This window comes from Bacteroides caccae (assembly GCF_002222615.2).
In the GTDB taxonomy this organism is placed as follows: domain Bacteria; phylum Bacteroidota; class Bacteroidia; order Bacteroidales; family Bacteroidaceae; genus Bacteroides; species Bacteroides caccae.
The window spans coordinates 3,386,755-3,401,997 of record NZ_CP022412.2; the positions used below are offsets into that span (position 1 = coordinate 3,386,755).

A 15,243-nucleotide genomic window follows, 5' to 3' on the forward strand; every position below is an offset into this window, starting at 1 on the left:
CATTGTTATCTTTCAGTCACAAAAAGAAAGCCAGATAGCTAAAAAATAACTATCTGACTTTTATCGTGAGCGGTAAGCGAGACTCGAACTCGTGACCCTTAGCTTGGGAAGCTAATGCTCTACCAACTGAGCTACTACCGCATTTTTACCAGTTTAAAGGATCTTCCTTTAAATTACACTGCAAAGGTAAATATAATTTTTATATCTCAAATAAAATCCTTGATTTTTTAATAGGGGAAATATTACATAACTTTGAACTAAATCAGAATAATCGATAACTCTTTCATTGAGTTTAAAAAGTTGTTTCTCCATTTGTTGGAGTGAACAAACCTGTTCCTTCATCTGTTAGAAAGTCTCAAATTTAGATTTAACCTAACCAGCATGAAAAAAAATAAATCACTTTTTGTACTACTTGCTTTGTGTTTCTCTGCTATTTGGGCAGATGCACAGGTTTCATTGAGTTTTGAGGAATCATTACGTCTACTCCGACAAGAAAATCAAAGCTTAAAGATAGCCGATAAAAGTATAGAAATAGCTAAGGCAGAGCGAGATAAATTGAATGCTTTTTGGTATCCCAGCCTTCAATCTTCGGGTGCATTTGTACATATGTCGGAGAAGATCGAGGTGAAGCAGCCGTTGTCTCAATTTACAGATCCGGCAAAGAATTTTGTACATTCCATAATTCCGGACGATCAAGTTATTTCGGCGATTCTGGATCAGATAGGGGCAAATACTCTTGTTTTCCCCCTGACTCCACGTAATTTAACCTCTATTGATTTATCTGCAGAATGGGTACTCTTTTCCGGAGGAAAACGATTTCATGCAACTAATATCGGCCGGACAATGGTGGACTTGGCACGTGAAAACCGGGCACAGACTGCTGCTACCCAACAAAATCTGTTAACGGAAAGTTATTACGGATTACGGCTGGCACAGCAAATCGTAACCGTTCGGGAAGAAACTTATAAGGGACTGCAAAAACATTATGAGAATGCACTGAAACTGGAAGCTGCCGGAATGATTGACAAAGCAGGACGGCTTTTTGCCCAAGTAAATATGGACGAAGCCAAACGTACACTGGATGCTGCACGAAAAGATGAAACTGTGGTTCAAAATACGCTCAAGGTATTACTGAATAAAAAAGATATGGATGAAAACATTGTTCCCACTTCTCCACTTTTTATGAATGACTCTTTGCCGCCGAAAATGCTTTTCGACCTATCTGTTAACAGTGGGAACTATATGCTTAACCAGTTACAGCTACAAGAACATATTGCCAAACAGGAAGTGAAGATTGCTCAAAGCGGCTATCTGCCGAATATAGCCCTTTTCGGAAAACAGACCTTATATTCGCATGGCATTCAGAGTAATTTACTGCCACGTACAATGATAGGCATTGGCTTTACATGGAATCTATTCGACGGATTAGATCGTGAAAAGAAGATCCGGCAGTCGAAATTAACTCAACAAACATTAGCCCTCGGACAGATGAAAGCCCGTGACGATCTAGCAGTTGGAGTAGATAAACTCTATACGCAATTGCAAAAAGCACAGGATAATGCAAAAGCATTGAATGCTACGATTGCTTTAAGTGAGGAACTTGTACGTATCCGGAAGAAATCATTTGCAGAGGGAATGGCAACTTCCACCGAAGTTATTGATGCCGAAACAATGCTTGCCAGTGTAAAAGTAGCTCGCCTGGCAGCCTATTATGAGTATGATGTAGCACTAATGAATTTACTTTCACTTTGTGGTACACCTGAACAATTTATAAACTATCAACCTAAACCGTAACAAACAATGAAACCAACTAGTAGAACCCTTTCATGGGCTTTTGTTATTATTTTGCTAGTCGTCGGTATCTTTACCGCCCTTGGAATGATATTGATGCACAAACAACCACTGGTTCTGCAAGGAGAAGCAGAGGCCACAGAAATCCGTATCAGCGGAAAACTTCCCGGACGCATTGATACGTTTCTCGTTCAAGAGGGAGATTGGGTGCGTCAGGGAGACACTCTTGTAGTAATTAATAGTCCGGAAGTACACGCCAAGTTTCAACAAGTCAATGCATTGGAGCAAGTAGCAGTACTGCAAAACAAAAAAATTGATGCCGGCACCCGACGACAGATTGTAGCCACTGCATTGCAACTCTGGAATAAGACTAAGAGCGACCTGTCACTTGCGAAAATAACTTATAATCGTATACTTACTTTATACAAGGACAGTGTAGTTACTTCTCAACGGAAAGACGAAGTAGAAGCTATGTATAAGGCAGCATTAGCAGCCGAACGCGCTGCTTACGAACAATATCAAATGGCAGTGGATGGTGCACAGACGGAAGACAAAGCATCTGCCGCCAGTATGGTAGATGCTGCCCGAAGTACTGTTGATGAAGTCTCAGCCTTACTGGTAGATGCCCGGTTGACTGCACCGGAAGACGGACAAATAGCCACAATCTTCCCTAAACGCGGTGAATTGGTCGCACCGGGAACTCCTATTATGAATCTGGTAGTCATGAATGACGTTCATGTTGTACTTAATGTACGCGAAGACTTAATGCCACAATTTAAAATGGGTGAAACGTTTGTTGCAGATGTACCTGCTATCGATAAAAAGAATATAGAATTTAAAATCTATTATATTAGTCCGTTAGGTAGTTTCGCAACCTGGAAATCAACCAAACAGGTTGGTAGTTATGACCTGCGCACGTTTGAGATCCACGCCCGCCCTACTCAAAAGATAAAAGATTTGCGTCCGGGAATGTCTGTATTACTGACGTTAAATTAATAAAAGAATGAGTCCATCACAAACATATTCACCCTTTCGTACCGTACTACTCCGGGAGTGGCGACGAATGACTTCGCGACGCCTTTATTTTGGTGTCTGCATCATCCTGCCATTATTCACACTCTTCTTTATGGCAACTATTTTCGGCAACGGACAAATGGAAAATATTCCTATCGGCATTGTCGATCAGGATAATACCGCTACTTCCCGTAGTATTATTCGAAATATATCTGCCGTACCGACTTTTAAAGTAACAAAGTATTTCGTGAATGAAGCAGCCGCTCGGGAAGCCGTACAAAGAAAAGAAATTTATGGTTATCTTTCTATTCCTCCCAAATTTGAACAAGACGCCATTACAGGACAAGATGCAACTCTTTCCTACTACTATCATTATGCTTTATTGTCTGTAGGTGGCGAGTTAATGGCTGCATTCGAAACAGCATTGGCTCCAGTGTCACTCTCTCCTGTTGTGATGCAAGCTGTTGCTCTGGGAGTGGAACAAGATCAGATTACAACTTTCTTATTGCCAGTACAGGCAAGCAATCATCCAATATATAATCCAAGTCTGGATTACTCCGTTTATTTGAGCCAGCCATTTTTCTTTGTCTTATTTCAAATATTAATTTTATTGACTACAGTATACGCAATCGGCATTGAAATCAAGTTTCGTACAGTAACTGATTGGCTAGTTGCTGCAAAAGGGAATATGGTAACGGCGATATTAGGAAAACTGTTGCCTTATACTATTATATATATCCTGATAGGTTGGCTGGCCAATTATGTGATGTTCAGAATTCTACATATTCCTTTTCAAGGGAGTTGGTGGCTAATGAATATAATGACAATGCTTTTCATTATTGCGACACAATCATTGGGATTGTTCCTATTTTCATTATTTCCTGCCATTTCACTGATTATTAGCATAGTATCTATGGTAGGCTCTTTGGGAGCTACTTTATCCGGGGTAACTTTTCCTGTTCCCAATATGTATCCGTTGGTTCGGGATGCTTCCTATCTTTTCCCAGTCCGGCATTTCACGGAAATGATGCAGAATATGCTTTACGGGAGTGGCGGTTTTACCCAGCTTTGGCCATCGGCCATGTTTCTTTGTATTTTCCCCCTGCTCGCTTTTTCGTTGCTTCCTCATTTAAAAAGAGCCATAGAAAGTCATAAGTATGAAAACATTAAGTAAATTACAACAGTTATCATTCATCATTCAGCGTGAATTTCTGGCTATCAGTACCAGCTATGCAGTATTGTTAGTATTGATAGGAGGTATTTTTGTATACGGGTTACTCTATAATTATATGTATGCCCCTAACATTGTGACAGATGTCCCTATCGCCATAGTCGACAATTCGCACAGTGAGTTGAGCCGTAATTTCATCCGTTGGTTGGATGCTACTCCGCAAGCTGATGTTTACAGTCAGGCAATGGACTATAATGAAGCCAAAGAATGGATGAAACGAGGCAAAGTACAAGGAATACTGTATCTGCCGCACGATTTTGAGGCACGGGTATTTCGTGGAGATGAATCTATTTTTTCCCTTTATGCAACAACTGATGCATTTTTGTACTTTGAAGCCTTACAAGGAGCTTCGTCACGTGTGATGTTGGCGATTAACGATAAATACCGACCCGATGAAGCTGTGTTTCTGCCCCCACAGGGATTATTGGCTGTAACTATGGCAAAACCGATCAATGTAGAAGGGACCGCACTTTATAATTATACGGAAGGATATGGCTCCTACCTGATTCCTGCCGTTATGATGATTATTATATTTCAAACTTTGCTAATGGTTATCGGTATGGTGACCGGAGAAGAATATAGTTCAGACGGAATCCGTACTTACGCTCCTTTCGGCCATACTTGGGCAGCCGCCATACGCATTGTAGCAGGAAAGGCATTTGTATATTGCGGATTGTATGCTATCTTTTCTTTCTTTTTATTAGGATTGCTCCCTTATTTTTTCAGTATTCCCAATATTGGAAATGGTCTGTATATTGTGCTATTAATGATTCCTTACCTGATAGCTACTTCTTTCCTCGGACTAGCTGCTTCCCGTTATTTTACCGATTCGGAAGCACCTTTGTTAATGATAGCTTTCTTTTCAGTCGGATTGATTTTCCTTTCCGGAGTTTCTTACCCAATGGAGTTAATGCCTTGGTATTGGAAAGCGGCACATTATATTCTTCCGGCAGCTCCTGCAACACTTGCTTTTGTACAATTAAATTCAATGGGAGCAAGTATGGCTGATATACGACCAGAATATATTACTTTATGGATTCAAGTACTCGTTTATTTTATATTAAGTATATGGGTATACCAAAAAAAGCTTCAGAAAAGTCAACTTCGTTAAGTAAATAATCAACTTAGGAAACAAAAAATTTCCAAACGAAAGTTTTCTATAAGAATGTGCTACATTTCTTTGTTTTTCTCATCGCTTTTGTATAGTTTCGTAAACTATTATTTTTAAATAGCAGTTAAAAACAATTTAAAAATAAATGATTATATGAAATACATTGTATATATTTTCCTTTTGTTTCCTATTCTGGTCACGGCACAAACTTACAAATATATAGGAATAGAAAATGGATTAAGTAATCGAAGGATATTCAACATTCAGAAAGATGATCAAGGCTATATGTGGTTTCTCACCAATGAAGGAATGGATCGTTATAATGGTAAAGATATAAAGCATTATAAACTGAACAAAGATGATAATTCCGTTGCTTCCCAAATACACCTCGGTTGGTTATATGCTACTCCGGAGGCAGGTTTATGGGTGATTGGCAGAAAAGGACGTCTCTTTCAATATGAAAAGCAATATGATCGTTTTACGATAGGATATAAACTACCGGATATATCGAAAACGATTAGTTATGGTTATGTAGACCACAACAATAATATTTGGTTATGCTGCAATGATTCTATTGTATTATACAATATCAAAAATGCTCATACATTTCAGTTCCCTAATATACTACACAGCAATATTACAGCCATAGAGCAGATAGATGACAATCATTTCTTTATAGCAACAGAAACAGGCGTGAGGTATGCTAAACTGGAAAACGGTGCTTTACAAATTATCCCTACCGAGACGCTTGATTATTTTCATACGCAAGTAAGTGTGTTGTATTTCCAGCAACAGCAAAAAAAATTATATATCGGCTCATTTGAGAGGGGTATTTTTGTATATGATATGCTTTCCCAAGAGATTATCCGGCCTGAAGCAGATCTTAGTGATGTGAATATAACCCGTATCAGACCATTAAATGAAACAGAACTATTAGTGGCAACCGAAGGCATGGGCGTATATAAGCTAGACATGAACAAATGCATATTAGAACGTTACATATCAGCAAATTACCAAAGCTATAATGAAATGAATGGTGACAACATCAATGACGTATTTGTTGATGAATCAAAACGAATATGGCTTGCCAATTATCCCACAGGAATTACAGTTATAGATTATCGTTATGAAAACTATCATTGGATGAAACACTCTATGGGCAACAAGCAGTCCATTGTCAATGACCAGGTGCACGCTGTCATTGAAGACAGTGATGGAGATTTATGGTTTGGTACGAGTAACGGCATTAGTCTTTACAATTCGGGAACGGGAGAATGGCATTCTTTTTTGAGTTCTTTCAATCATCAGCTAAAAGACAAAAATCATATATTCATAACTTTATGTGAGGTTTCACCCGGCATTATCTGGGCAGGAGGCTATACTTCCGGTATATACAAGATAAATAAAGCAGATTTATCCGTGGAATATTTCTCTCCTTATTTACTTTCACACATAAATATGCGCCCGGATAAATATATCCGTGATATGATAAAAGACTCAAAAGGACATATATGGTCGGGAGGATACTATAATTTAAAATGCTTTGATTTGGCAACTAACAGTGTTCGCCTATATCCGGGAGTAAGTTCTATTACAGCTATTGCCGAAAAAGATAGTCATAATATGTGGATCGGAACGGCAATGGGATTGTATTTGCTGAATAGAGACTCCGGGAAATACGAATATATTAAGTTGGAAGCCGGATCGACCTACATCAATACGCTTTATCAAGCAGATAACGGACTGCTATATGTTGGTACGAATGGAGCGGGAGTATTTATATATGATGCACAAAATAAGAAATTTGAGCATTATATAGCTAAAAATTCCGCACTTGTTTCCAACAGCATTTTTACTATTTTGCCTGAAGTTGACGGACGAATCATGATGAGTACGGAAAATGGGGTCACCAGTTTTCATACGAAGGAAAAAATATTCCATAACTGGACCAAAGGAGAAGGATTATTGCCTGCCTATTTCAATGCTTCATCCGGAGTATTACGTAAAAATAAGAACTTTGTATTTGGTAGTACGGACGGAGCTATCGAACTTCCCCAAAATGTAAAGTTCCCCGATTATGTATATACAAAGATGATATTCAGCGATTTGAATATTTCATACCAGCCTGTATATCCGGGAGAAGAAGATTCTCCATTGGAGAAAAGTATCAATGATACGGATGTGTTGGAGCTGAAATATAATCAGAATACATTCTCATTTAGAGTTTCCACTATCAACTATGATTCTCCGGGAAATGCTCTCTATGCATGGAAGTTGGATGGTTTCTTCGAAAAATGGACCGAACCGGGAACAGCCAATCTGATTCGCTATACCAATTTGCCACCGGGAAAATATACTCTTTATGTACGTGCCATTTCAAGGGAAGAACATGATATTGTTTTTGAAGAGCGTACAATGAGAATTGTCGTTACGCACCCTTTTTGGTCTAGTTGGTGGGCAATCACTTGTTACGTGTTATTAGTAATTTTGGGATTCATCTTTATTCTACGGGTTATGAATTTAAGAAAGCAAAAGAAAATTTCAGATGAAAAGACGAGTTTCTTCATTAATACAGCTCATGACATACGTACTCCGCTAACTCTGATTAAAGCTCCTTTAGAGGAACTGCTGGATGAAGAACCTTTATCCGCCAACGGAATAACTCGTGCAAATACTGCATTAAGAAATGTGGGGACTCTTTTACGGTTAACCAACAATCTTATTAATTTTGAGCGTGCGGATGTGTATTCTTCAGAATTGTGTGTTTCCGAATATGAGTTGAACACCTATATGCACGAAGTATATGAAACTTTTTCTTCCTATGCTGCTATCAAACATATTGACTTCACCTATGAGAGTTCTTTCAGTTATTTGAATGTGTGGTTTGATAAGGAGAAAATGGATTCAATTCTAAAAAACATTTTATCAAATTCACTAAAATACACTCCGGAGAATGGTAAAGTAAGTGTTTCAGTATCCGAAAGTAATGATTCTTGGAAAGTAATAATTGAGGATACGGGCATTGGAATTCCATCCAGTGAGCAGAGTAAGTTGTTCAAGCTCCATTTCCGAGCCAGTAATGCTATTAATTCCAAAGTTACGGGTAGTGGCATCGGGCTAATGCTGGTAGGAAAATTAGTTCGTCTTCATGGTGGTAAGATTAATGTGGAAAGTATAGAACATCAAGGAACTACTGTCAGGATTGTTTTCCCGAAAAGTAATAAGCATTTTCAGAATGCCGGTTTGATTCCACCAGCCAAACCGTTGGAACAGACTCCTGAACTGACGGTTCCCAATATTTCTGCCACACCGGTGAATACCGTAGAAACAACAAACTCACAACGTATTCTAATTGTAGAAGACAATGATGAGTTGCGTTCCTATCTGGTCAGTTCATTATCTTCGATGTATCACGTACAAGCTTGCGGAAATGGGCGGGAAGCACTAATTATTGCAAAAGAATTCTGGCCCGACCTTATTCTTTCAGATATCATGATGCCGGAGATGAGAGGCGATGAGCTATGTGTCGCTATAAAAAATGATATTGAGACATCACATATTCCGGTACTGCTGCTTACAGCTTTGGGAGATGAAAACAACATTCTTGACGGGATGTCAATCGGTGCAGACGCATATATTGTCAAACCTTTCAACGTGAGAATATTGAAAGCAAGTATTGCAAACTTATTGGCTAACAGGGCGTTGTTACGTAGCAGATATGCTAATCTGGATATTGATTCGGAACCTATGATACCGTCAGCAAACGGAACCACCAGTCTTGATTGGCAGTTTATATCCGCTGTAAAGAAAAGTATTGAGGAAAATATGGATAATACAGGTTTCTCTGTCGATGTACTTTGTGAGTTGCATCACATGAGCCGTACTAGTTTCTATTGTAAACTGAAGGCGTTGACAGGACAGTCTCCGACAGATCTGATTCGAATTACCCGTTTGAAACGTGCTACACAACTATTAAAAGAAGGTGGACATACTATTGCCGAAATCTCAGATATGACCGGCTTCTCTGAAAGCAAATACTTCCGGGAGGTATTCAAGAAACATTATAAGATGAGTCCGACTAAATATGCAAAAGAAGGAAGTAACTCCTCTCCTATTATAACGGAAGACAATTTATCCGATGACTAAAAAGGAGGTAACTTTCTCGTTTTAGGAAAAAGTTACCTCCTTTAATTATTCTTCGAATGAGTTATTTACATATCAGATACTTAATGAAAAGATAACCTCCGAATACTTGCAGACACATCCCGGGAATTCCAATGCGGAAATCCTGGATAGCATTATAAAAATTACCAATGTATATCCATTCTCCTAATGTACCTGCTACCTGATAGGCAAATACTACCCCTATCAGCATTATGACAGAAATACGTCTGAAGTGTTGCGCTGTCCATCCGGCAGCAATAGCCAATAATACGGATTTCAATAAAATTACAGGTAATGTGGCGGGAGCCGGCATACTAAACAGTAGAGAATTTATAGCCGGTGATAAGACGGCAGTCAGTAAACCGACTTTCCAACCATATTTATAAGCCCCAATCAGTGTAAAGAAGTAGATTGGCAGCCAAGTTATTCCTCCTTGTGGAATGAGATGAAAGAGTTTGGGAAAAAGGATGTTACCAATGATGAATAACGAGGCTGCCCAATAGGTCTTTACGTTGCTGTAATCCAACGAATAGAGTTTCACGGTTGTTGTTTCCATATCTTCATTATTTTAAAAATTCACATTAATGCCACCCATAAATGTTGCTTTTGGCATGGGATAGCCTGCATTTATTTCATATCGTTGCGCTAACAAATTCTCTCCTTTGACAAAGATATCTGCAAAATGACATATACGATAGTTGCCTCGAAGATTCCATAGAACAAAATTTTCTTGTTGCTCATGCCCCTTTGTAACGGAGGAATAAAGTCCGCTCACATATTGAAAGCCTGTTGAAATATTCCAACGACCGGAGGTATAGTCCATACCTGCATATAGTTTATGTTCAGGAGCGGCCAGAACGGGATTTTCCATGTGCAGCCAACTATAATTGGCATAGATGTTCCAATGAGAGTTAATACGATAGCCGACATTGGTTTCAATGCCCCAGTTTTCAATTTCTCCGGAGTTGATATTCAAAGGAGGCGTCAATCCATTACTCATAATAATATTGTCGCCATTGATGTAGTAAAGGTTCATTCCGTAAGACAATGCTCCTTCCAATAAACATTGAGAGTACGAGAACTCATAATTAATCATCTTTTCAGGCTCCAACTCGGGATTGGCAGGAGCAAACATATACATTTCCCGGATAGTCGGATTGCGATAGCCTTTACTTACCATTGCTTTTACTTCCGTATTTTTCGGAAAATGAAATGCCAGACCTCCTTGTGGAATCCATTCTGTACCGACATGAGAATGATGATCTACACGGACTCCTGCATCCAGAGATAACCAGCTATTTATATCCTGACGAAAGTCAATATACCCTGCAAATTCATCCATTTGCTTATCTACTCCCGATTTGCGTTCGCCCGTAGCCAGAACTTTATTCCAAGATTCCCCTCCGAAATGTTGATAATCAAATCCTGTTGTCACACGGTTACCCGTGAAAAGAGTGGCACTCTGATACCACGATATACCCAGCATCCGGTCTTTGGAATTAAAATGTGACTTTTGTGGTTCTTCTCCAGTTTTATATCCGTCGTTTATCTTATGCCGTCCCCAGTTGTAGAAAAAGCTCAAGGTACCTGAAGTCTTTTCATAATGATTCTCTAAAGCAAACGAAGTCATGCCGCGAGTGATGCGTGAATCATTGTCGAAAAGCGGAGTTTGAACCGTTCCAGGATTGGAAGCATTGAAATGCGTTACATTTATATCTTCCCATACTTTCCAGAAAGTACTTAAGTCATAGCCTAGTTTGGCATATCCTCCATATTGCTCGAACTCCATATCGGAACGATGTCCATCCGTCCGGTTGTATGAACCTGTCACGACACTGCTGAAACACCCTTTCTTCACCCGATTTGAAAATTCTGTCTGCAAAGTATTATAAGAACCATAACCTACTTGCATATTGTTCTTCACCCCTTCTTCCTGTTGTTTACGGGTAACAATATTGATAACTCCGCCCATTGCATTCGAACCATAAAGGACAGATGCAGGACCACGTAGAACCTCTACCCTTTCTGCCAGCATGGATTGGTAGGCATCTGCTATCGGATGTCCCATTAGCCCCATATATTGCGGGTGACCATCAATTAAGACTAATAGCCCCGCTGTCGGACTACCACCAATCCCCCGTAAACTCATGCCACCTGCTGCACCTGTAGACACACCATATCCCATAATACCACGACTGGTAGTAAACCACCCCGGTACTTGTTCGGTCAATAATGGCAACAAGGAAGGTTCATACCTTTTTTCTATCTGTTGTCTATTGACAATGGAAATAGTCATAGGCAAATGGCGTATATCCGTTTCATTGCGTGTTCCGGTAACTACGACCTCATCAATAACATAATTTCGTCCTATTTGCGTACTGTCTTTTCTGTTTTCTGCCATTCCCGAAATGGACAACAGACTACTGAATAGAAATAAACAAACTGTATTCTTTCTCATACTTTAGTCTGTATTTTTACTCTTTATTTTTGATTCTTTCGAGAAAGCCACGAATCAGCTGCAAAATAGCTTCGGCCGATTCCTCTTCACTGCACATAGTTTCTACGGGACACCAGCCTGTATGGTCGCGATTCCATATAAAGGGCACTTCCTGTACAAAGTCTACTTTTACATCTGATGTCCGAAACAAGTCCATAGCGTTTGAACTGACAACATCTGTATATAACTCTTTTATACCACCTAAAATCATGAGGGCGGCAGCTCCTTTCCCAACTACTTTATCAGCAATCAGAGCTCCTTTCAGGAACTCCGGCTCCCGGGTCAGCAAATCGTATAAATCGGCTACTCCGCGTTGGGTAAAAGTGCGAATCTTTCCTTCGTTGGCTATCACACAGGAATATCCTCCTGTATGTAGTAGATTGATTAATTCTTCCATTATAAAGTCCCTTGTTTCAGTTGTTCTACAAATTGGTCTATCCGATGCAATTCTTTCGGTATATCAATATTCTGCGGACAATGTGACACACACTGATTACATCCGATACAATGACTGGCCTGTCGGAGTTTGGGCACGCTGCGATCATAACCGACAAGAAATGCCCGGCGTGCTTTCGCATAATTTTCATCTTGCCCGTTTTCAGGAACATTGCCCTCGTTGACACAACGATTATAATGTAACAGTATAGCCGGAATATCCAACCCATACGGACAGGGCATACAATATTTACAGTCATTGCAAGGAATGGTAGGGTATTTCAACATTAATTGCGCCGTTTCTTCAAGAAATTCTTTTTCTTCATCAGTAAGTGGTTCCAATGGTGAATAGGTACGGAGATTATCTTGTAAATGTTCCATATAAGTCATACCGCTTAGTACGGTCAATATATCCGGAAAAGAACCGGCAAAACGGAATGCCCACGATGCAACACTGTTTTCAGGACGGCGCTGTTTGAGTCGTGCTACTAAATTATCATTCAACTTAGACAGACGTCCGCCCAACAACGGCTCCATAATAATAGAAGGGATTCCTCTTTTAGCCAATTCACCGTACAGATATTCTGCGTCGGTATTTCGGGTATTTGTCTCTTTGGCATGTTTCCAGTCAACATAGTTTAGCTGTATCTGCACAAAGTCCCACTTTATTTCATCATGCCGGGAGAGGAGATAATCATAAACTTCAATATCCCCATGATAAGAAAATCCGAGATTCCGGATACGTCCCGCTTCACGCTCTTTAATCAGGAAGTCGAGCATACCATTGTCCAGATACCGTCCTTTAAGGGCATCCATTCCTCCCATACCGATACCATGAAGCAACATATAGTCAATATAATCTACTTGAAGCTCTGTAAATGATTTATGATACATTCTAAGTGAAGCCTCACGAGACCATGTGTCCGGCGAGAAATTGGACAGTTTGGTGGCAATAAAATATTTGTCACGTGGGTGGCGGCTTAATGCAATGCCTGTTGCCTTCTCAGAAAAACCTTGCACATAAGCCGGAGATGTATCGAAATAGTTTACTCCGTGAGCAATAGCATAATCTACTAATCCATTCACCGCGTCTTGGTCGATTACCTCACCGTTACCGTCGGGAGATGGCTTAAGAGGCCAACGCATACAACCGTATCCCAAAAGTGAAACACGGTCACCTGTTGTTGGCGAAGTACGGTAGGTCATTTTATCAGTAGGTATTTCCCCTTCTCCCGATACACTATTTGATGAGGAAGTACCTTTAGAAGAACATCCGTATAATATGGCTGTTGATGTAGCTGCACTGATACCTACAATTTTAATAAAATCTCTTCTGTTTATGTTTTTTTTATTCTTTTCTTCCATAATCTCATCTCAATTTAGATTATATAATTCTATGCATCTGATGTCCTGTTACATAAATAGCACTGAAAGGACGGGACGGACATAGATTCTCACAAGCTCCGCAGCCAATACATTTTTCCGCATTCACAACCGGAATTTTGGGAGAATCCGCCATATCCGGATCGGAAACTACCATTTGGATAGCACCGGTCGGACAATGACGCGCACAGTTGCCACATTCAACTCCATCGGTCAACGGTACGCAGTTTTCTTTAATCCATACGGCATGCCCGATTTGAATGGCAGACTTATCAGCAAGGCTAGTCAGATGAATAGCGTCCGTAGGACAGACCTCCGCGCATTTTGCACATTCAGGACGACAATAGCCACGTTCATAAGACATTTCCGGCTGCATCAAAGTCAACAAATTGCCAGAAGGGCGGAGTACCTGATTAGGACAAACCGAAACACATAATTGACAGGCTGTGCAATGCTGTGCAAAATTGCGCGCACTTAATGAACCGGGAGGTAAAATGGGATTTTCCCGATGGGGAATCTTCTTGTCTTCAATGGTTGCCAGTCCGCCGTCCACTTTCTTTTCCTGTGCTTTTAGTGCGGCGGTGGTTGCGAAGATAGCCGATGCAGAAAGAAAACTGCGGCGAGCATTGTCTACTTGCTCCGTAGTAACGGATTTAGCTTTGGAGGTAGTTATCATCTCAGGTTCCGCTTCTATTTCGGGGATACGTCTTGTGTATTTAATAGCCCCTTTCTTACATTTTCCCAAGCAGTTCATACAAACGACGCAACGGCTATAATCTATTTTATGCGTTTTCGCATCAATACAGGACGCCTTACAATTACGTGCACATAATCCGCATCCGTTACATTTGGAAGTATCAATCACCGGTTTGAAGATAGAATATCGGGATATGAATCCTAATACCGTACCTACCGGACAAATCGTATTACAGTAAGTCCGTCCATTACGCCATGCCAATATAATAAGTACAATTAGAGTAACCACGGCAATAACCAAAGTAGAAAAACTTTTTATCCATACGTCCACTTCATAAAAAGCATAACTGCCGGCCCGTTCGGCAAAGTATGCCAGAAGGTTGTTTCCCCACTGCCAAACCGGAGCGAACAAAGCAGAGACCATTCGCCCATACGCGCTATAAGGTGCTATCAGAATTGCCAAAGCATTCAAGCCTACAATCATTGCAATAATAAACACTGCTAAAACGCCATAGCGGAGCCATTTCATAGCCGGAGAATAACGGAAACGATTCTTTTTACGTTTGCCGGATACCCACGAAATAGCATCCTGAAATACTCCCAAAGGACAAATGACCGAACAATAAATACGCCCGAACAAGATTGTAAGTATGATAAGGAATAATACCACACCTACATTCAAGGCTAATACAGCCGGCAGGAATTGAATTTTTGCCAGCCATCCGAACCATGTATGCAATGTCCCTGTAAAGTCGAGAAATAACAGGGTGACAAGTGTAAAACACACAATCGCGGCTGTAAGTCTGATAGTACGTAACATAATTAAATTGTTTTCTTTTTATAGTAGTTTATATCTATATTACAGATTAATCAAGCACTCATTACTTTTTTAGCATCATATACTTTATTTATACTAATAAT

The 15,243-nt window shown here is 40.0% G+C and carries 10 protein-coding genes and 1 tRNA gene; 5 read left to right on the forward strand and 6 right to left on the reverse strand.

The annotated features are described in order from the left end of the window. Positions 1-68: 68 nt before the first annotated feature. A tRNA-Gly gene (locus tag CGC64_RS13915) sits at positions 69-141 on the reverse strand. 240 nt (positions 142-381) lie between these two features. On the opposite strand from CGC64_RS13915, the gene CGC64_RS13920 reads away from it, so the two are divergent. The 5 genes from CGC64_RS13920 to CGC64_RS13940 all read left to right on the forward strand — a co-directional run bounded on the left by CGC64_RS13920 (position 382) and on the right by CGC64_RS13940 (position 9,293). Further along, positions 382-1,794 (forward strand): TolC family protein, encoded by a 1,413-nt coding sequence (locus CGC64_RS13920; RefSeq protein ID WP_005675779.1) that lies wholly within the window; start codon positions 382-384, stop codon positions 1,792-1,794. A gap of 6 nt (positions 1,795-1,800) precedes the next feature. Beyond that, positions 1,801-2,787, forward strand: coding sequence for an HlyD family secretion protein (locus tag CGC64_RS13925; protein ID WP_005675778.1), 987 nt, complete (start codon positions 1,801-1,803; stop codon positions 2,785-2,787). A gap of 7 nt (positions 2,788-2,794) precedes the next feature. Next, a complete protein-coding gene (locus CGC64_RS13930; protein ID WP_032854963.1) occupies positions 2,795-3,979 on the forward strand; it encodes an ABC transporter permease in 1,185 nt (394 codons plus the stop codon). Beyond that, positions 3,963-5,147 (forward strand): ABC transporter permease, encoded by a 1,185-nt coding sequence (locus CGC64_RS13935; protein WP_005675774.1) that lies wholly within the window; start codon positions 3,963-3,965, stop codon positions 5,145-5,147. The genes CGC64_RS13930 and CGC64_RS13935 overlap by 17 nt, the downstream gene beginning before the upstream one ends. Before the next feature lie 153 nt (positions 5,148-5,300). Then, on the forward strand, positions 5,301-9,293 hold the full coding sequence (locus CGC64_RS13940) for a hybrid sensor histidine kinase/response regulator transcription factor (protein WP_005675773.1): 3,993 nt from the start codon (positions 5,301-5,303) through the stop codon (positions 9,291-9,293). A gap of 61 nt (positions 9,294-9,354) precedes the next feature. Here CGC64_RS13940 and CGC64_RS13945 read toward each other — a convergent pair whose 3' ends face one another. From CGC64_RS13945 to CGC64_RS13965, 5 genes are read right to left on the reverse strand one after another with little or no spacing between them, the layout of a single operon-like run. After that, on the reverse strand, positions 9,355-9,867 hold the full coding sequence (locus CGC64_RS13945; protein ID WP_005675772.1) for a hypothetical protein: 513 nt from the start codon (positions 9,865-9,867) through the stop codon (positions 9,355-9,357). Between the two features lie 12 nt (positions 9,868-9,879). Continuing rightward, positions 9,880-11,769 carry a TonB-dependent receptor gene (locus CGC64_RS13950; protein WP_032854961.1) on the reverse strand — a complete coding sequence of 630 codons (1,890 nt, stop codon included), beginning with the start codon at positions 11,767-11,769 and terminating at the stop codon, positions 9,880-9,882. A 16-nt stretch (positions 11,770-11,785) separates the two neighbouring features. Beyond that, a complete protein-coding gene (locus CGC64_RS13955) occupies positions 11,786-12,205 on the reverse strand; it encodes a DUF1893 domain-containing protein (RefSeq protein ID WP_005675770.1) in 420 nt (139 codons plus the stop codon). Continuing rightward, positions 12,205-13,608: an aldo/keto reductase gene (locus CGC64_RS13960; protein ID WP_005675768.1), complete on the reverse strand. Its 1,404-nt coding sequence runs from the start codon at positions 13,606-13,608 to the stop codon at positions 12,205-12,207. The genes CGC64_RS13955 and CGC64_RS13960 overlap by 1 nt, the downstream gene beginning before the upstream one ends. Positions 13,609-13,627: 19 nt before the next feature. Next, entirely contained in the window at positions 13,628-15,142 is a 1,515-nt protein-coding gene (locus tag CGC64_RS13965; protein WP_005675767.1) for a 4Fe-4S binding protein, read from the reverse strand. Positions 15,143-15,243 lie beyond the last annotated feature (101 nt).

Excerpts from the sequence above, each read along its gene's own strand:
- CGC64_RS13920 (WP_005675779.1), top strand. The coding sequence starts at position 382 with ATGAAAAAAAATAAATCACTTTTTGTACTACTTGCTTTGTGTTTCTCT.
- CGC64_RS13925 (WP_005675778.1), top strand. The coding sequence starts at position 1,801 with ATGAAACCAACTAGTAGAACCCTTTCATGGGCTTTTGTTATTATTTTG.
- CGC64_RS13930 (WP_032854963.1), top strand. The coding sequence starts at position 2,795 with ATGAGTCCATCACAAACATATTCACCCTTTCGTACCGTACTACTCCGG.
- CGC64_RS13935 (WP_005675774.1), top strand. The coding sequence starts at position 3,963 with ATGAAAACATTAAGTAAATTACAACAGTTATCATTCATCATTCAGCGT.
- CGC64_RS13940 (WP_005675773.1), top strand. The coding sequence starts at position 5,301 with ATGAAATACATTGTATATATTTTCCTTTTGTTTCCTATTCTGGTCACG.
- CGC64_RS13945 (WP_005675772.1), bottom strand. The coding sequence starts at position 9,867 with ATGGAAACAACAACCGTGAAACTCTATTCGTTGGATTACAGCAACGTA.
- CGC64_RS13950 (WP_032854961.1), bottom strand. The coding sequence starts at position 11,769 with ATGAGAAAGAATACAGTTTGTTTATTTCTATTCAGTAGTCTGTTGTCC.
- CGC64_RS13955 (WP_005675770.1), bottom strand. The coding sequence starts at position 12,205 with ATGGAAGAATTAATCAATCTACTACATACAGGAGGATATTCCTGTGTG.
- CGC64_RS13960 (WP_005675768.1), bottom strand. The coding sequence starts at position 13,608 with ATGGAAGAAAAGAATAAAAAAAACATAAACAGAAGAGATTTTATTAAA.
- CGC64_RS13965 (WP_005675767.1), bottom strand. The coding sequence starts at position 15,142 with ATGTTACGTACTATCAGACTTACAGCCGCGATTGTGTGTTTTACACTT.